Source organism: Microbacterium sp. PM5, assembly GCF_003293595.1.
GTDB lineage: Bacteria > Actinomycetota > Actinomycetes > Actinomycetales > Microbacteriaceae > Microbacterium.
The window spans coordinates 2,990,627-3,007,250 of the sequence record NZ_CP022162.1 but is presented as its reverse complement, the minus strand read 5'-3'; the positions used below and the strand labels follow the sequence as shown (position 1 = coordinate 3,007,250).

15 protein-coding genes are annotated in these 16,624 nt (G+C 69.9%); 7 read left to right on the top strand and 8 right to left on the bottom strand.

Annotated elements, in window-relative coordinates:
* The 4 genes from rbfA to nusA all read right to left on the bottom strand — a co-directional run bounded on the left by rbfA (position 1) and on the right by nusA (position 4,742).
* Positions 1-435 (bottom strand): 30S ribosome-binding factor RbfA, encoded by a 435-nt coding sequence (rbfA, locus tag CEP17_RS14195; protein ID WP_039414614.1) that lies wholly within the window; start codon positions 433-435, stop codon positions 1-3.
* Positions 436-597: 162 nt separating this feature from the next.
* On the bottom strand, positions 598-3,342 hold the full coding sequence (infB, locus tag CEP17_RS14190) for a translation initiation factor IF-2 (protein WP_204359837.1): 2,745 nt from the start codon (positions 3,340-3,342) through the stop codon (positions 598-600).
* Between the two features lie 92 nt (positions 3,343-3,434).
* On the bottom strand, positions 3,435-3,686 hold the full coding sequence (locus CEP17_RS14185; protein WP_039414609.1) for a YlxR family protein: 252 nt from the start codon (positions 3,684-3,686) through the stop codon (positions 3,435-3,437).
* A 69-nt stretch (positions 3,687-3,755) separates the two neighbouring features.
* Entirely contained in the window at positions 3,756-4,742 is a 987-nt protein-coding gene (nusA, locus tag CEP17_RS14180) for a transcription termination factor NusA (RefSeq protein WP_036315010.1), read from the bottom strand.
* 106 nt (positions 4,743-4,848) lie between these two features.
* Between nusA and CEP17_RS14175 the strand changes: the two genes are divergently transcribed.
* The 3 genes from CEP17_RS14175 to CEP17_RS14165 all read left to right on the top strand — a co-directional run bounded on the left by CEP17_RS14175 (position 4,849) and on the right by CEP17_RS14165 (position 6,828).
* Positions 4,849-5,475: a GPR1/FUN34/YaaH family transporter gene (locus CEP17_RS14175; protein WP_112932694.1), complete on the top strand. Its 627-nt coding sequence runs from the start codon at positions 4,849-4,851 to the stop codon at positions 5,473-5,475.
* Complete coding sequence (locus tag CEP17_RS14170; protein WP_162722460.1) at positions 5,472-6,263, top strand: DUF1206 domain-containing protein; 792 nt, start codon at positions 5,472-5,474, stop codon at positions 6,261-6,263. Before CEP17_RS14175 ends, CEP17_RS14170 begins: the two co-directional genes overlap by 4 nt.
* A 64-nt stretch (positions 6,264-6,327) precedes the next feature.
* Positions 6,328-6,828, top strand: a complete 501-nt coding sequence (locus CEP17_RS14165; protein ID WP_112932692.1) for a pyridoxamine 5'-phosphate oxidase family protein — start codon at positions 6,328-6,330, stop codon at positions 6,826-6,828.
* Positions 6,829-6,860: 32 nt separating this feature from the next.
* Here CEP17_RS14165 and CEP17_RS14160 read toward each other — a convergent pair whose 3' ends face one another.
* The 3 genes from CEP17_RS14160 to CEP17_RS14150 form a co-directional block, all read right to left on the bottom strand.
* Positions 6,861-7,916, bottom strand: a complete 1,056-nt coding sequence (locus tag CEP17_RS14160) for a TIGR00730 family Rossman fold protein (protein WP_112932691.1) — start codon at positions 7,914-7,916, stop codon at positions 6,861-6,863.
* Positions 7,917-7,956: 40 nt separating this feature from the next.
* Positions 7,957-9,615, bottom strand: a complete 1,659-nt coding sequence (locus CEP17_RS14155; RefSeq protein WP_112932690.1) for a cellulase family glycosylhydrolase — start codon at positions 9,613-9,615, stop codon at positions 7,957-7,959.
* A 189-nt stretch (positions 9,616-9,804) separates the two neighbouring features.
* Entirely contained in the window at positions 9,805-11,562 is a 1,758-nt protein-coding gene (locus CEP17_RS14150; RefSeq protein ID WP_112932689.1) for a proline--tRNA ligase, read from the bottom strand.
* Between the two features lie 53 nt (positions 11,563-11,615).
* Between CEP17_RS14150 and CEP17_RS14145 the strand changes: the two genes are divergently transcribed.
* The 3 genes from CEP17_RS14145 (at position 11,616) to CEP17_RS14135 (ending at position 14,818) form a co-directional block, all read left to right on the top strand.
* Positions 11,616-13,058: an RNB domain-containing ribonuclease gene (locus CEP17_RS14145; RefSeq protein ID WP_112932688.1), complete on the top strand. Its 1,443-nt coding sequence runs from the start codon at positions 11,616-11,618 to the stop codon at positions 13,056-13,058.
* A 63-nt stretch (positions 13,059-13,121) separates the two neighbouring features.
* On the top strand, positions 13,122-13,787 hold the full coding sequence (locus CEP17_RS14140; RefSeq protein ID WP_112932687.1) for a GntR family transcriptional regulator: 666 nt from the start codon (positions 13,122-13,124) through the stop codon (positions 13,785-13,787).
* Positions 13,784-14,818, top strand: a complete 1,035-nt coding sequence (locus CEP17_RS14135) for a 1-aminocyclopropane-1-carboxylate deaminase (protein WP_112932686.1) — start codon at positions 13,784-13,786, stop codon at positions 14,816-14,818. Before CEP17_RS14140 ends, CEP17_RS14135 begins: the two co-directional genes overlap by 4 nt.
* On the opposite strand, the gene CEP17_RS14130 is transcribed toward CEP17_RS14135, so the two are convergent.
* On the bottom strand, positions 14,775-15,299 hold the full coding sequence (locus CEP17_RS14130; protein WP_039414584.1) for an Lrp/AsnC family transcriptional regulator: 525 nt from the start codon (positions 15,297-15,299) through the stop codon (positions 14,775-14,777). The two genes, CEP17_RS14135 and CEP17_RS14130, sit on opposite strands and share 44 nt — an antisense overlap.
* A 113-nt stretch (positions 15,300-15,412) precedes the next feature.
* Between CEP17_RS14130 and CEP17_RS14125 the strand changes: the two genes are divergently transcribed.
* Positions 15,413-16,609 (top strand): PLP-dependent aspartate aminotransferase family protein, encoded by a 1,197-nt coding sequence (locus CEP17_RS14125; RefSeq protein ID WP_112932685.1) that lies wholly within the window; start codon positions 15,413-15,415, stop codon positions 16,607-16,609.
* The last annotated feature ends 15 nt before the right edge of the window (positions 16,610-16,624 follow it).

Below are 16,624 nucleotides of genomic sequence, written 5' to 3'. Positions count from 1 at the left end.
TCAGTCCTCGTCGTCGTCCTCGCGCGGCTTGACGTACGGGTCGGCGTCGCCCGCATATGCGGCTCCGGCCGCAAGACCGGCCACGGCCGCATCGCGCTCCTGCGCTTCGCGCAGCAGCTCGGCGATGTGCCCTGCGTTCTCGGGAAGCGCGTCGGGGATGAACTCCAGCGACGGCGTGAGACGGATGCCGAGGCGCTTGCCCACTTCGCTGCGCAGCATGCCGGTTGCGGCCTTGAGGGCAGCAGCGGAGTCCTCGCGCGCCTGGTCGTCGCCGTACACCGTGTAGAACACCGACGCGTGCTGCAGGTCACCGGTGACGCGCACGTCGGTGATCGTGACGAAGCCGAGGCGCGGGTCGCGCAGCCCCTTCTCGAGGCGCTCGGCGATGAGCACGCGGATGCGGTCGGCGAGTCTCGCCTGCCGTTCGTTCGACATCTTCTCTTCCCTCTCAAGGCCCCAGTGGATGACTGCATCGAGGTCAGGATATGGCGGAGGCGGAGGAGGTCGTGACGCGGTGGCAATTGGGGTAGGGGCCCCACTCTTGCCTCCGCGGCACGACCTCCGGAGCCGTAGCCGTATCCGGAACCGACGGGAGGATCAGCCGCGCGGCTTCTCCACCATCTCGGTCGTCTCGATCTCGTCGCCCACCTGGATGTCGTTGTACTTGCCCAGGCCGATACCGGCCTCGAAGTCGGTACGAACCTCGGTGACGTCGTCCTTGAAGCGACGCAGCGACTCGATCTGAAGGCCGTCGGCGAGCACGACACCATCGCGGATGACGCGCGCCTTGGCGTTGCGCGTGATCGTTCCCGACCGCACGATGACACCGGCGATGTTGCCGAACTTCGAGGAGCGGAACACCTCGCGGATCTCGGCGACACCCGACTGCACCTCCTCGAACTCCGGCTTGAGCAGGCCCTTGAGCGACTGCTCGACGTCGTCGATCGCGTTGTAGATGACCGAGTAGAACCGGACGTCCACACCCTCGCGGGCGGCGCGCTCGCGCGCCTTCGTGTCGGGACGGACGTTGAAGCCGATCACGATCGCGTTGTCGATCGTGGCGAGGTTGATGTCCGATTCCGTGATCGCACCGACGCCGCGGTGGATGATGCGCAGCTGGACACTGTCGTCGACCTCGATCTTCAGCAGCGACTCCTCCAGCGCCTCGACGGCACCGGACACGTCACCCTTGATGATGAGGTTGAGCGACTCGACCTTGCCCTCTTCGAGAGCGCGGGTGAAGTCCTCGAGCGAGATGCGCTTGCGCGCCTTGGCGAGCTGGGCGTTGCGCTCGGCGGCCTCGCGCTTCTCGGCGATCTGACGCGCGGTGCGGTCTTCCTCGGTGACGATGAAGACGTCGCCGGCGCGCGGAACCGAGTTGAGGCCCTGAACCTGGACGGGCCGTGAGGGGTAGGCCTCTTCGACCGCATCGCCGTTCTCGTCGATCATGGCGCGGACGCGGCCATAGGCCGTGCCGGCGACGATCGCATCGCCCACGCGGAGCGTTCCGGACTGGATGAGCACGGTCGCCACCGAGCCGCGGCCCTTGTCGAGCTTCGCTTCGATCGCGACACCGCGAGCCGCCTTGTTCGGGTTCGCCGTGAGATCGAGTCCCGCGTCGGCCGTCAGCAGAACGGCATCCAGGAGCTCCTGGATGTTCGTGCCCTGGCGCGCAGACACGTCGACGAACATGACGTCGCCGCCGTACTCCTCTGCGACCAGACCGTACTCGGTGAGCTGCTGGCGCACCTTGGCGGGGTTCGCGTCGGGCTTGTCGACCTTGTTGACCGCGACCACGATCGGCACGTTGGCCGCCTGGGCGTGGTTGAGGGCCTCCACCGTCTGCGGCATGATGCCGTCGTCGGCCGCGACCACGAGGATCGCGATGTCGGTGACCTGCGCACCACGGGCACGCATGGCCGTGAACGCCTCGTGACCCGGGGTGTCGATGAAGGTGATGGCGCGCTCGATGCCCTCGTGCTCGGTCCAGACCTGGTACGCACCGATGTGCTGGGTGATGCCACCGGCTTCACCCGCCACGACGTTGGTCTGACGGATCGCATCGAGCAGTCGCGTCTTACCGTGGTCGACGTGACCCATGACGGTCACCACCGGGGGACGGATCTCGAGGTCGTCCTCGCTCTCCGCCTCCAGCTCGGCCTCGAGGTCAAGACCGAAGCCCTCCAGGAGCTCCTTGTCCTCGTCCTCGGGCGAGACCATCTGGATCTTGTAGCCGAGCTCGGCACCCAGGACCTCGAAGGTGGCCTCGTCGAGCGACTCGGTCGCCGTGGCCATCTCGCCCAGGTTGAAGAGGATCGTCACGAGCGTGCCGGGCTGCACGGTGTAGCCGCGCAGGGCTTCGAGCTTGTCGGCGAAGTCGGCGATGGATGCGCCGCGGCGCAGGCGAATGATCTCGCCGTTGCCCTTCTGGACATTGACGCCGCCGACGACCGGCGCCGACCGCATCTCGAATTCCTGCCGCTTCGCACGACGCGACTTGCGCTGCTTGCTCTTGCCGCCGCCCTTACCGAAGGCACCCGCGGTGCCACCGCCGGGGCCGCGGCCACGACCGCCGCCACCCGCGGGACGACCCGCGAACCCACCCGGAGCTCCGGGTCCGCCCGTACCGCCGGGGCGCTGGAAGCCTCCGGCGCCGCCGGGACGACCCGGACCGCCCGGACGCTGCTGGAACGGCGCGCCGGGACGGCCTCCGCCGCCGGGACGGCCGGCGCCACCGGGACGCGGCGCGCCGGGACGCGGGGCGCCGGGGCGCGGGGCTTGAGGACGCGGAATGTTGCCCGGGGTCGGGCGCTGGCCCATGCCCTGCGCCGACGCGAACGGGTTGTTGCCCGGACGCGGGCCGGCGGGACGCTGGCCCATGCCCTGTGCCGACGAGAAGGGGTTGTTGCCCGGACGCGGGGCACCACCGGGGCGCGGAGCCTGCGGGGTCGCAGCACCGGGGTTCGCCGGAGCCGCCGGCGCGGCCGGCGCCGCCGGAGCGGCCGACGCCGAAGGTGCGGACGGCGTCGCGGCCGCGGCCGGCGCGGCCGGTGCGGGCGCGGCCGGGGCCGCGGGCTTCGCCGGCCCGGGACGCGCTGCCGGGCGTGCGCCCGGAGTCGGGGCCTTGGGAGCGGCATTCGCCGCCGGGGTGGCGGCGGAGTCGGCCGGCTTCTTGGCCGCACCGTCGGCCTCGAGGGCCGCTCGCAGCTTGCGCGCCACGGGGGGCGCAATGGTCGATGAGGGGCTCTTGACGTATTCGCCGAGCTCCTTCAGCTTCGCGAGGGCGACTTTACTGTCGACGCCGATCTCCGAAGCGATCTCGTGCACGCGTGGGTTTGCCACAATTCTCCTGTCTGAGGTCTCCCCCGGACAGGGCAGACCGTTACTTGCGGACGGGTCTCATTTCGAGCCGTTCACTTTGTGTCCATAGCCGTTCAGCCGTTTCGCTGGTGGGTGTTCTGAAAGGTCTGCGTGTCGAGTGGTCCCGACACACGCAGTGCTCGTCCGAAGGCGCGGCGCCGGATCGCGGCATCCACACACGCATCCGTGTCATGCACCCACGCACCCCGCCCGGGAAGGACGGCCTTCTCGTCGGCAACGAGGACGCCGTCTCGCTCCACCACTCGCAGGAGGGAGGACCGGGAGACGCGCGCGCGGCATCCCACGCACGTTCGAACGGGATCCATCTTACCCCCACTCGCCGCACGGAGATGGCGTCGCGGGACGAACGCGACCAGCCGGGCCGGATCGTTCCGTCACGACTCGAGGATCGAGTCGGGCTGAATGTCGATCTTGGCACCGGTGAGCTTCGCGGCCAGGCGGGCGTTCTGCCCCTCCTTGCCGATGGCGAGCGACAGCTGATAATCCGGAACGAGCGCGCGCACCGCCTTGGTGCCCGCGTCGAGCACGAAACTGGATGTCACTTTGGCGGGCGACAGGGCGTTGGCGACGAACTTCGCGAGCTCCGGGTCGTAGTCGACGATGTCGATCTTCTCTCCGCCCAGTTCTTCCGTCACGGCGCGCACGCGGCGTCCGAGTTCGCCGATGCACGCACCCTTGGCGTTGATCGCCGGATCCTTGGCCGTGACCGCGATCTTGGTGCGGTGACCGGCCTCGCGAGCCAGGGAGGTGATCTCCACGAGTCCCGACGCGATCTCCGGCACCTCGAGGGCGAAGAGCTTGCGGACGAGGCCGGGGTGGGTACGCGAGACGGTGATCTGCGGCCCCTTCGTGCCCTTCGACACCGAGGTGACGTAGACGCGCAGACGGGAGCCGTGAGCGTACTGCTCGCCGGCCACCTGCTCCTCGGGCGGGAGGATGGCCTCGACGGTGCCGAGGTCGACGTGGACCATGCGCGGGTTCGGTCCCTGCTGGATGACACCGGCGACGATGTCGCCCTCCTTGCCGCGGAACTCACCGAGGATGGCGTCATCGGCGATGTCGCGCAGACGCTGGCCGATGACCTGCTTGGCGGCGTAGGCGGCGATGCGACCGAAGTCCTCGGGAGTCGACTCCTCCTCGCCGATGATCGCGCCGTCCTCGTCACGCAGCGGAACGTAGACGGCGACGTGGCCGGTCTTGCGGTCGAGGAGCGCCCGTGCACCCTCGGGAAGCTCCCCGTCGGGAGAGGTGTGCTTGGCGTAGGCGGTGAGAATCGCCTGCTCGATGATCCCGACCAGTTCGTCGAACGGGATCTCCTTCTCACGCTCGACCGTCCGCAGCAGTCCCAGATCGATGTCCACAGGTGCCTCCCTATTCAGCTCTCGACGCGAGGTCACCCTCGGTCACCTGCCCGATTTTACCCGATGGCCTCCGCTGCTCGGCGGCGCCGGCGTGCATACTGGCGGAATGGATGCCGCAGTCCCCGCCCGCGCACATGTGGTCCCGGAGCCGCGGCGCGCCGACCCCGGTCTGATCGGCCTGCTGGGGTTCGTGATCGCAACCCTCACCGCTCAGCTGGCGCATCTGGGTGTGCAGAACGAGAGCGCGGTGTTCTGGGTGGGCGCGGTGTTCGGGGGTGTCGTCCAGGTGATCGCGGGAATGCTGTCCTACTTCGTCGGCGACGACTTCCATTTCATCGTCTACAACGCCTTCGGGTGGTACTGGATCTGCATGCCCGGATTCCTCCTCGGCGGGGAGCTCGGATTCTTCGAGGTGTCGGGCCCGGCGCGCCCCCTGTTCTCGATGATGTTCGCGGTGCTGGCGCTCGGGTTCACCTTCGCCGGCGCCACTCACAATTCGGCACTGCCCCTGACACTGCTGCTCGTGGCGGGAGGCCTGGCACTGGAAGCGGTCGCCGCCTTTGCCGGCGCGGCGACGCTGGGCACCGTCGGAGCATGGCTGCTGATCGGCGCGTCGGCGCTGGCGTTCTACATGCTCGTGGACAAGTTCGCCTGGCGTACGATGGGTCGCCACATCGTCCCCCTCGGGCCGCCGTGGATCCGCCGGGGCGACGTGCCCGCCGAACACCCGTGAACGACGCCCGCCGCGCGGCTGCCGCGACGCGGCGTCATCCGCTGGTGCAGGCTCTCGCGCGAGCCGGCTTCGCCGCCAACGGCGTCGTGCACGCCTTGATCGGGGTGCTGGTCGTCGCCATCTCGGCCGGCGGTCGCGGCGAGGCCGACCAGGTCGGCGCGCTGCGGGCCGTGGCCGCGGTGCCCTGGGGCGCCGTGGTGGTGTGGGCGATCGCGGTCGGACTCTGGGGCCTCGCACTCTGGCATCTGGCAGCGGGCGCCACGTCTCGGGGCGACGGGCGCTGGGGGCGGCGGGCCTCGGAGTGGAGCCAGGGCGTCGTCTTCGCCGCCGTCGGCACCCTCGCCGCGTCGATCGCCCTCGGTGCGGCGCCCGATGCCGATGGGAGCGCGCGGGTGGCCAGTCGCGGCATCCTCGCGATGACGGGTGGGCCGTTCGTCCTGGCCGCCGTCGGAGTGGGCATCGCGGTGGCCGGTGTGGTCTTCGTCGTGATGGGCGTGCGTCGCTCGTTCGAAAAGCGCATGTCCATCCCGCGATCCACCGCCGGCGCGGTGGCGCGCGCACTGGGAATCGCGGGCTTCATCGCCAAGGGAACGGCGCTGGGAACCCTGGGTGTTCTGCTCATCGTGGCCGCCGTGCACGCGGATGCCGCCCGCGCGGGCGGGCTCGACAGCGCCGTCGACGGACTGCTCACGCTGCCAGCCGGGAGGGCGATCGCCACAGCCCTCGGGGTCGGGTTGATGGCCTACGGCGTCTTCTGCGGGTTCCGAGCGCGCTACGCGCGGCTCTGAACCCTTGGGGGTGTGCGCTGTCAAGGCCCTGGGGCAGCCGCCGGCCGAGCGGCAGGCTCGGACCATGACCGAAATCACTGGAACCGAAGCCCGCGATCGTGTGAAAGCTCTCGTCGAGGACATCGACATCACCATGCTCACGACCGTGGATGCCGCGGGACGGCTCGTCAGCCGGCCGATGAGCACGCGCGAGATGGACAAGAACGGCGACATCTGGTTCTTCACGTCCGACGAGACGAAGAAGGCGGAGGAGGTCGAGGCCGACCGCGACGTCAACCTGGCGTACTGCGACGCCAAGGGCATGCGCTACGTGTCGGTGGCCGGCCGAGCCGCCCTCGTGCACGACCGCGCACGCATGGAGCAGTTGTGGTCGCCGTCGCTGGACATCTGGTTCGAGGATGGACTCGACACGCCCGACATCGCACTGCTGAAAGTCACACCGGTCGAGACGGAGTTCTGGGAGCCCGCCCACGGCAGGCTCGTCATGGCGGCCGGCATGCTCAAGGCTCTGGTCACTCGCGACGCCCCCGACGACACGATGAACCACGGCAAGCTGATGTGCTGAGGCCCGCATCGGGCCGGCTCCCGTCGGCCTGATCAGGCGGGGCGCGCTTCGGCAGGCGCGCTCGGCAGGGCGTTGACGGCGCGGATCAGGTGATGCAGATCACCGACGCGGCGCTGTGCGAACGTCATGACGAGGCGCGGTGCCGCGAGGTCGTCCTCGTCCTCGCGCTCTGCTTTCAGCGGCCCGCGGCGCTCGATCGCACCGTCGGCGAGCAGATCCGCGAACCTGTCGTTGAGTGCCGACACCTCGGCATCCGTCGGTTCGGAGCGCAGCCGCAGCACGAGGCGTCGCCCGACCCATCGCAACGAGACGTAATTGCGATAGAAGCCCGTGATCTCCTCGACGGCGGCATCGACCGAGTCCGTCATCACGACGCGATCGAGATCGTCGGCGGAGATCACGCCGTCGGGAATGAGCTGTTCATCGGCGAAGCGGCGGAGCCCCGCCCAGAAGGCGCCTCCCGGGCGATCGAGCAGCACGATCGGCGTGGGAACGGCTTTTCCCGTCTGCTGCAGCGTCAGCAGCTCGAACATCTCGTCGAGCGTGCCGAAGCCTCCCGGCAAGCAGACGAAGCCACTGGATTCCTTCACGAGCATGAGCTTGCGGGTGAAGAAGTACTTCATCGCGACGTTGCGCTCGTGCGCGGCGATGATCGCGTTCGGCTTCTCCTCGAACGGCAGGCGGATCGAGACGCCGAGGGAGTGCGTGGCTCCGGCGCCCTCGGCGGCGGCTTGCATGATTCCCGGTCCCGCTCCGGTGACCGTCATCCAGCCGCGGGCGGCGAGGGCTGCAGTCAGTTCCACCGTGAGCCGGTACAACGGCGAGTCCGGGGCCGTGCGCGCCGAGCCGAACACCGTCACCTTCGGGACGCCTCGAAACGGCGCGAACAGTTGGAAAGCGGCGCGCATCTCGGTGAGAGCAGCCGATGTGATCTTGAGGTCGAGGCGGTCGGCGCGGTCGAGACCCATGCCGACGCCCGTCGCGAGGATGCGTGCGACGAGATCTGCGTCCTCGACGACGCCGGCCTCGTCCAGCAGGCGTCGGATGCCGTCGGTCACCGCGGGAGGGAGCGTGGAGCGTTCTGCCATGTCCCCACCCTCGCATCCTCGACGGTCATCGGGTGAACGATCACCGAACGCGGGTCTCTTTCCCCGCCACCGTCAGGCGCGGACTCACCGGCGCGGAAGCCGCGGCGACCTGCAGGCCGACGCGCACACTCTGACCGGCGGCGAGCGCGCCGGCCCAGTCCTTTCCGGTACAGGTGATGGAGCCGGAGGCGACCGTACAGGACATGCCCCAGGCGTTGACCACCTGCGTCGCTCCCGGGCTGGACCAGGAGATCGTCCAGCCGGCGACCGCGCGAGAAGCGCTGACGGAGAACTCCGCCACATAGCCTCCCTGCCACGCGCTCTGCAGCATCCAGGTGGCGGAAACCGGTGCGGAGTCCGGGGACGGGAGGGACGTGGGCGTGGGCGACGACGTGGGCGTGGGCGACGACGTAGGCGTGGGCGACGACGTAGGCGTGGGCGACGACGTAGGCGTGGGCGACGACGTAGGCGTGGGCGTGGGCGACGGCGTAGGCGTGGGCGACGGTGTCCGGGTGGCGGACTCGGTCGGCGACGGCATCGGGGTGGCGGACCCGCCGGCGAGCAGCGGGGCGAGCGCGCTGAGCTTGGCCGTCTGCGGCGTCTTCCAGTCGTCCGCCACGAGCCCGCCCGTGTCGCCGCTGTTCGGGTTGAACGACCAGTATCCGAAGCTCAGACCGTTCGCTCCGAGGTAGGAGACCAGCGTCTTCAGCCACTGCGCGTCGCTCGTCGTCTCGAGCTTCGTGCCGAACTCCCCGACGAAGACCGGCGCGACCCCAGTGCGAGCCAGGTACCCCCAGTTCGCGTCCCAGACCGACGGCAGGTTGGTGGGATAGTTCGACGCCGAGAACCAGGGCTGCCCGTACACCGACGCGGGATAATCATGCGGCGAGTACACGACCCGGTTCGGGGTCGCGAGGACCACGGGCTTGGCGCCGGCATCCCTCAGCCCGCCTCCCCACCAGGTCGTGCTGGCATCGTTCTGGCGTTCCACGCCTTCGACGATGATCAGCAGTCGCGGGTTGGCGGCGAGCAGGGCGTTGCCGGCGCGCGTCGCCGCCGCCTGCCAATCGCGGGAGGCGTCGCCGCAGCCCCAGCACGCGGGGCCGTGCGGCTCGTTGTGGAGGTCGGCGCCGACCACCGTCGGGTCATCGCGATAGCGGTTCGCGAGCATGACCCAGTCGTCGATCCAGCGCTTCTCGCTGTACGTGGAGGTGTACCAGAGCTCGGACTGGCCGGACGACTCGATGCGGTGACGATCGAGGATGACGCGGAGCCCGTGCGCGCGCGCTTTGGCGATGACCGCGTCCATCAGCTGCAACGGCGTCAGCGAGACCAGATCGGGATTGCGCGAGGCGTCGATCGACGATGTCGGGGATGCCGCGAGGCACTGATTCGAGTACGGCAGTCGCACCGTGTTGAAGCCCATCGCCGCAATCTGCGCGAGGCCCTCGTCGAGAGTGATCGACCACAGTCCGTGCGGCGCGCAGTTGGGAGTCTCCAGCCCGAACCAGTTCGCCGCCTTGATGGTGACGGTGGTTCCGTCCGCGGCGACGATGCGCGAGCCCGAGGTGTGCCACCAGCCGTCCGCCGCCGCCTGCGCCGACAGCGGGGCGACCGTGCTGACGGCCAGCAAAGCGCTGACGGCGAGCGCCGCCATGCTCACGAGGCGCCGGATGCCGAGACGACGACGATCGTTCATGCGCATTCCTTTCGATGCCGGCTGCGGGGACGCTCGGCGTCTCGCGACAGGTGGCATCGTCGACGATCTCGCCGCCACCAGAGTAGCGATACGGCTGCCGTCGCGTCGCCGGTCGTCTCGTCCTGGTTCCGCCACTCCCGTTCGAGCAGTACCGTGCGGAGAACGACGGCCGGGCCGACGCGCCCGCGCTCAGCGCGCGGCGAGGCGGGCGACGGCCTCGGCGGCCGAGACGAGCGTGCGTTCGCCGGAACGGCGGTCCCAGAGCTCCACCTCGCCGTCGGCGGCACCCCGCCCGACGATCACGATCTGCGGCACTCCCACGAGCTCGGCATCGCCGAACTTCACACCCGGGGAGACCTTGGGGCGGTCGTCGTAGAGCACGTCCAGCCCGGCCCCGTCCAGATCCGCCGACAGCTTCTCCGCGAGCTCGAAGGCCGCGGCATCGCGCCCCGTGGCGACGACCTGAACGTCGAAGGGCGCGACCGACGCGGGCCAGATGAGACCCTTGTCGTCGTTGTTGAGCTCGGTGATGATCGCGAGGATGCGGGTGACGCCGATGCCGTAGGAGCCCATCGTGACGGTCACGAGCTTGCCGTTCTCGTCGAGCACCTTCAGCCCCAGCGCGTCCGCATACTTGCGCCCCAGCTGGAAGACGTGGCCGATCTCCATGCCGCGCGCAAGCTCGACAGGTCCCGAACCATCGGGCGCCGGATCGCCCGGCCGCACCGTTGCGACCTCGACGTAGCCGTCGGCGGCGAAGTCGCGTCCGGCGACGAGCGAGTGCACGTGCTTCTGATCGACGTTCGCACCCGTGATCCAGCGCGTGCCGTCCACGACGCGGGGGTCGAGGACGTAGCGGATGCCGGTGGCCGACTCCTCGCCCAGGATCGCGCCCTGGGGAGACCACGGCCCGATGTACCCCTTGACCAGCAGCGGGTGCTTCTCGAAGTCCTCGGGCGTGGCGGGCTCGACCTCGGCGGGCGCGAACGCCACCTCGACGCGCTTCTCGTCGACGTCGCGATCGCCGGGGAGACCGACGACGACGAGCTCGCGGCTGCCGTCGAGGTGTGTGAGCGCGAGGACGACGTTCTTGAGGGTGTCGGCGGCGGTGTACTCGCCGTCGAGCACGGCGTTGGTGTGCGCCACGAGCGTCTCGATCGTGGGCGTGTTCGGGGAGTCGAAGATCACCGGCTCGCCGAACCCGTCGAACGCGATGGGCTCGGGAGCCAGGGTCTCGAACGCCTCCACGTTGGCCGCGTAGCCGCCGGCCGAGCGCACGAACGTGTCCTCGCCGATCGCCGTCGGGTGCAGGAACTCCTCGCTGCGCGAGCCGCCCATCGCCCCGGCATCCGCCTGGACGATGACGTACTCCAGGCCCAGCCGCTGGAAGATGCGCTCGTAGGCGTCGCGCTGAGCCATGTAGCTGGTGTCGAGCCCGGCGTCGGTGTAGTCGAAGGAGTACGCGTCCTTCATCGTGAACTCGCGGCCGCGCAGGAGTCCCGCGCGCGGACGTGCCTCGTCGCGGTACTTGTCCTGAATCTGGTAGATCGTCAGGGGCAGATCCTTGTACGAGCCGTACAGGTCCTTGACCAGCAGCGTGAACGCCTCTTCGTGCGTCGGGGCGAGCAGGTAGTCGGCGCCCTTGCGGTCCTTCAGACGGAAGATGCCGTCGCCGTACTCCTCCCAGCGCCCGGTCGCCTCATAGGGGTCGCGCGGCATCAGTGCCGGGAAGTGCACTTCCTGTGCGCCGGCGGCCGCCATCTCCTCGCGGATGATGTTCTCGATCCGCGACTTGACCCGCAGCCCCAGCGGCAGCCACGCGAAGATTCCCGGTGCCTGGCGGCGGATGTAGCCGGCGCGCACGAGCAGGCGATGGCTCGTGACCTCGGCATCCGAAGGGTCTTCGCGAAGCGTGCGGAGGAAGAAGTTCGACAGACGGGTGACCACGAGCGTCAAGCCTAGTCCGCAGCCACCTCACCCGACCGCCCTACACTGGCCGGGTGCCGCACCGCCGCTCCCGCTTCGTCGCTCGATCTCTGCGCGGTGAACTGGCCGCGTCGCTGTCTGCGCTGCGACATCAGCTCGCTCTGCCGGACGGATACCCCCGTGACGCACTTGCCGAGGCGATGGCCGCCGCGGCACGCGTCTCGACGAATCCGACCGCGACCGGCCTCGCCGATCTCCGCGATATCGCCTTCCTCACGGTCGACCCGGCCGGATCGACCGACCTCGACCAGGCCCTGCACCTGGAGCGCACTTCGACGGGCGCCGTCCTGCACTACGCGATCGCGGACGTTCCTGCATTCGTGGCACCCGACGGCGCGCTGGATGCCGAGACCCGCCGTCGCGGGCAGACGCTGTACGCGCCGGACGGACGGATCCCCCTGCACCCGGCGGTGATCAGCGAGGACCACGCGTCCCTGCTGCCGGGCGTGGACCGACGCGCGTACGTGTGGCGGTTCGTGCTGGACGAGGGCGCCCGCCCGACGGAGACGACCATCACCCGCGCGATCGTGCGGTCGCGGCGCCAATGGTCCTACTCCGAGGCGCAGGCGGCGATCGACGCCGGCACTGCCCCCGACACCCTCGCCGCGCTGCCATGGTTCGGCGCCGCCCGGGCCGAACGGGAGCGCGAGCGCGGGGGCGCGAGCCTGAACTTGCCGGAGACGCGTATCGTCACGGCGACGGAGGGCGACGCCTACGGTCTCGAGCGCACCGACGGGGTGGCGTTGGAGGATTGGAACGCCGATGTCTCGTTGCTCACCGGCATGGCGGGGGCGCAGATCATGATCGACGGTCGCGTCGGCATCCTGCGGACCATGCCTCCGGCCGCGTCGACCGACGTCGAAGAGTTCCGGTCGCAGACGGTGGCTTTGGGAGTGCCGTGGACCACCGACGTCGCCTACGGCGACTATCTGCGCAGCCTCGACCGTTCGCCCGCCGCTCTCGCCGTTCGCGAATACGCGGCGGGCCTGTTCCGCGGAGCGGGCTACGCGACCTTCGACGGCGAGCTGCCTGAACAGCGAACGCAGGCTGCGATCGGCGCCCCGTACGCCCACACGACCGCTCCCCTGCGACGCGTGGTCGACAGATGGTCGCTGGTGATCTGCCATGCTCTCGTGAACGGTGAAGAGGTGCCCGGGTGGGCGCGCGCATCACTTCCCGTCCTCCCCGCGATCATGGCGCGCAGTTCGTCGATCGCCGGCCGGCTCAGCTCCGGGGCGATCGATCGCGTCGAGGCGGCGCTGCTGGCCGGACACGTCGGGGACGAGTTCGACGCACTCGTGCTCAGCAGACGCGGGGACGGGGCACGCATCCAGCTCATGCAACCGGCCGTCGAGGCGCGCGTAACGGGCGTGGCGGCTGCGCCCGGCTCCCTCGTACGTCTGCGGCTGGATGCGGCGTCCGTTGACGAGGGAACCGTCCGGTTCAGCGCGGTCTGACGACCCCCGCCCGAGACGGATGCGCGGCGGGCGTCGCGTCCAACCTGCGATATATTGCATATCGTGCCACTCGCTGCCCTCCCCGTGCCCCGCGCCCTTCTTCGCGACGACGTGCACGCGCGCCTGCAGGAGGCGATCGTCGACGGCAGCCTCGCCCCCGGTGAGCAACTGCGCGACGCAGAACTGGCCGAGCGACTCGGCGTCAGTCGCACGCCCGTGCGAGAGGCGCTGCTCGAACTCGCTCAGGCCGGGCTCGTGCAGGCGACACCCGGGCGCTCCACCGTCGTCGCCCCGATCGACCCCGGCGCCCTCCGCGACGCGCAGGCCGTCGTTGGCGCCCTGCATGCCCTTGCCGTCCGCACGGCGACACCGCGCATGACGGCGCGCGACCTCGATGCGATGCGCGCGGCGAACGCGGCGTTTCGTGCCGCGCTGAGCGCCGGCGACCTCGACGGCGCCCTCGAGGCGGATGCGCGCTTTCACCGCGTCGCCCTCGACGTGTGCGCGAATGCGGCAGCCGCGGCCGTCATCGCCCGCTATGAGCCGGTCCTGCGCCGCGTGGAGCGGCTGAGGTTCGCCTCCGACGAAGCGGCCGCCTCCGCTGAGCGGCATGACCGCCTGGTGGCGCTGTGCGAGGCGGGCGACGCCGACGGCGCCGCCCGCCTCGCCGAAAGCACGTGGCAATCCCTCATCCTCTCGCCCGCTCCGACCGAACAGGACCCCGAATGAAGCTCCACGAGTTCCCGCGCCACCCGCTCACCTTCGGCCCCAGCCCGTTGCAGCACCTGGCGCGGCTCAGCGACCACCTCGGGGGCGCGCAGATCTGGGCGAAACGCGAGGATGTGAACAGCGGCCTCGCGTTCGGCGGCAACAAGGTGCGCAAGCTCGAGTACATCGTCCCCGACATCCTCGCCTCCGGCGCCGACACGATCGTGTCGATCGGCGGCTACCAGTCCAACCACACGCGCCAGGTCGCGGCCGTCGCGGCGCACCTCGGGCTGAAAGCGCGACTCGTCCAGGAGAAGTGGGTTCCGTGGGACGACCCCACCAACGACAAGGTCGGCAACATCCTGCTCTCGCGCATGATGGGCGCGGATTCGCGGCTCGACGATGCCGGCTTCGACATCGGCATCCGCGACTCGTGGAAGCAGGCGCTGGCCGAGGTCGAAGCCGGCGGCGGTACGCCCTACCCCATCCCCGCCGGAGCGAGCGAGCACCCGCTCGGAGGTCTGGGCTTCGCCAACTGGGCGTTCGAAGTCGCCGAGCAGGAGAAGCAGCTCGGCGTCTTCTTCGACACGATCATCGTCTGCACCGTCACCGGATCGACCCATGCCGGAATGATCGCGGGATTCGCCGCGCTCGAAGAGGCGACCGGCGTCCGACGTCGCGTGCTCGGCATCGACGCTTCCGCGACCCTCCAGAAGACTCGCGATCAGGTCGCGCGCATCGCTCGGCATACGGCGCAGCTCATCGAGCTCGGCCGCGATCTGCGCGATGACGAGATCCAGGTTCTGGAGGGGTGGGCGGGTGAGCTGTACGGCATCCCCGTCGACTCCACGATGGAGGCCATCGAACTCGGCGCACGGCTGGAAGCGATGATCACGGACCCCGTCTACGAGGGGAAGTCCCTGGCCGGGCTGATCGACCTCGTCGGCTCCCGCGACATTCCGGCATCATCCACCGTGTTGTACGCGCACCTCGGTGGGCAGCCGGCGATCAACGCGTATCACTCGCTCTGGGACCCGAGCGCCTCCCGGTGACGCGGGCGAGCGGCCCCACTCCCTCGCGCCGCTCGAAGACGAGGTGGGTTTCGGTGGTGAGTACGGCCTCGTGCACCGTGATGTGCTGGAGGACGATGTCGCGCAGCGCCGCGGCATCCTCCACGGCCACATGCACGAGGAAGTCGTCCTCGCCTGCCACGTGAAAGGCCTCGATCACGCCGGGCGTCGCCACGATCGCGTCGAACAGCTGCCCGACCCCCTCGCGAGTGTGTCGACCGAGACGCACGCGGATGACAGCTTGCAGCGGAAGACCGAGGGATGCCGGGTCGACGAGGACGCGGACGCCGGCCAGCACCCCGCGAACGCGGAGGGAGCGAATGCGGTACGCGCAGGTCGACTCCGCGACGCCGAGTTCTTCGGCGAGCGCTTTGTTGGACCGGCCGGGCGCGCGGACCACGGCCGCGAGAATCCGCAGGTCGAGCTCATCGAGGGCGGATGCCGTGGCTTGCGATTCAGCCAAGTGCGCCTCCTGACGTCGATGTCATTCTGCTCGTCCTACAGCTGTCTCGCCAGTTGATTGCGGTATGCCCAACCGTTCACGACTTTCGCTGCGCCTTCCTCCATACTCGCGGCATGGAACATCTCGACACGCTCGCCGTGCACGCCGGACGCGCCGACTTCGCCTCACTCGGGGTGCACACCCCGCCTCTCGACCTGTCATCCACCTCTCCGCTTCCGGATGTGGAGCGCGGCGGCGACTCCTACGAGGCGCTCGCGACCGGTGGCACGCCGATTCCGGGCGGCAGCCACGTGTACGCACGCCTGTGGAATCCGACCGTGGCTCGGTTCGAGGAGGCCCTGGCCACGCTCGAGGCAGCCGAGGCCGCCGTCGCCTTCGCGTCCGGAATGGCGGCGTTGACGGCAGCGATCCTCTCCCACACGGTCTCGATCGGTCGCCCCCACGTCGTGGCGGTGCGCCCGCTCTACGGCGGCAGCGATCACCTGCTCGCGACCGGACTGCTGGGCACGGAGGTGACCTTCTGCGGTCCGGACGAGGTCGCCGCCTCGCTGCGGCCGGACAGCGGACTGATCGTCGTGGAGACGCCCGCGAACCCCACGCTCGAGCTCGTCGACATCGCCGCCGTGGTCGCCGAGGCCGACGGCGTTCCGGTTCTCGTCGACAACACGTTCGCCACGCCCGTGCTCCAGCAGCCACTCGCCCACGGGGCGACGATGTCGCTGCACAGCGCGACGAAGTACCTCGGTGGCCACGGCGACGTCGTCGGCGGCGTCATCGCCTGTGGCGCGGAATCCGCCGCTGCTCTTCGCCGCGTCCGGGCGATCACCGGCGGCATCCTTCACCCTCTCGGCGCGTATCTGCTGCATCGTGGCCTCCCGACCCTGCCCCTGCGGATGCGTGCGCAGCAGGAGACGGCCGCGAAGATCGCCCGGCGCCTGCTCGAGCACGATGCGATCGCGGAGGTGTTCTACCCGGGACTGCACGGCGACCCGACGGGGCTGCTCGCCCGCCAGCAGCACGGGACCGGCGCGATGGTGTCACTCCGCCTGCGCGGCGGCTATGACGCCGCCGCGCAGGTCGCGGCATCCACTCGCCTGTTCACCCACGCGGTCTCTCTGGGCGGCGTCGACTCGCTCATCCAGCATCCCGCAGCCCTCACTCACCGCCCCGTTGCGCCCGACGCCCGCCCGGACGCCGACATCCTCCGCCTGTCGATCGGACTCGAGCACGTCGACGACCTCATCGCCGATGTGACGCAGGCGCTAGCGCTCACGCGCGAGGGCAGCGGGCCCATGAGAGCGGCGCGCTGACGACACTCGCGGGCG

Bases quoted from the DNA above. Each gene is read 5' to 3' on its own strand.
- CEP17_RS14135 (WP_112932686.1), top strand. From the start codon at position 13,784: ATGAAGCTCCACGAGTTCCCGCGCCACCCGCTCACCTTCGGCCCCAGC.
- CEP17_RS14185 (WP_039414609.1), bottom strand. From the start codon at position 3,686: ATGGATCCCGTTCGAACGTGCGTGGGATGCCGCGCGCGCGTCTCCCGG.
- CEP17_RS14125 (WP_112932685.1), top strand. From the start codon at position 15,413: ATGGAACATCTCGACACGCTCGCCGTGCACGCCGGACGCGCCGACTTC.
- CEP17_RS14155 (WP_112932690.1), bottom strand. From the start codon at position 9,615: ATGAACGATCGTCGTCGTCTCGGCATCCGGCGCCTCGTGAGCATGGCG.
- CEP17_RS14175 (WP_112932694.1), top strand. From the start codon at position 4,849: ATGGATGCCGCAGTCCCCGCCCGCGCACATGTGGTCCCGGAGCCGCGG.
- CEP17_RS14160 (WP_112932691.1), bottom strand. From the start codon at position 7,916: ATGGCAGAACGCTCCACGCTCCCTCCCGCGGTGACCGACGGCATCCGA.
- rbfA (WP_039414614.1), bottom strand. From the start codon at position 435: ATGTCGAACGAACGGCAGGCGAGACTCGCCGACCGCATCCGCGTGCTC.
- CEP17_RS14165 (WP_112932692.1), top strand. From the start codon at position 6,328: ATGACCGAAATCACTGGAACCGAAGCCCGCGATCGTGTGAAAGCTCTC.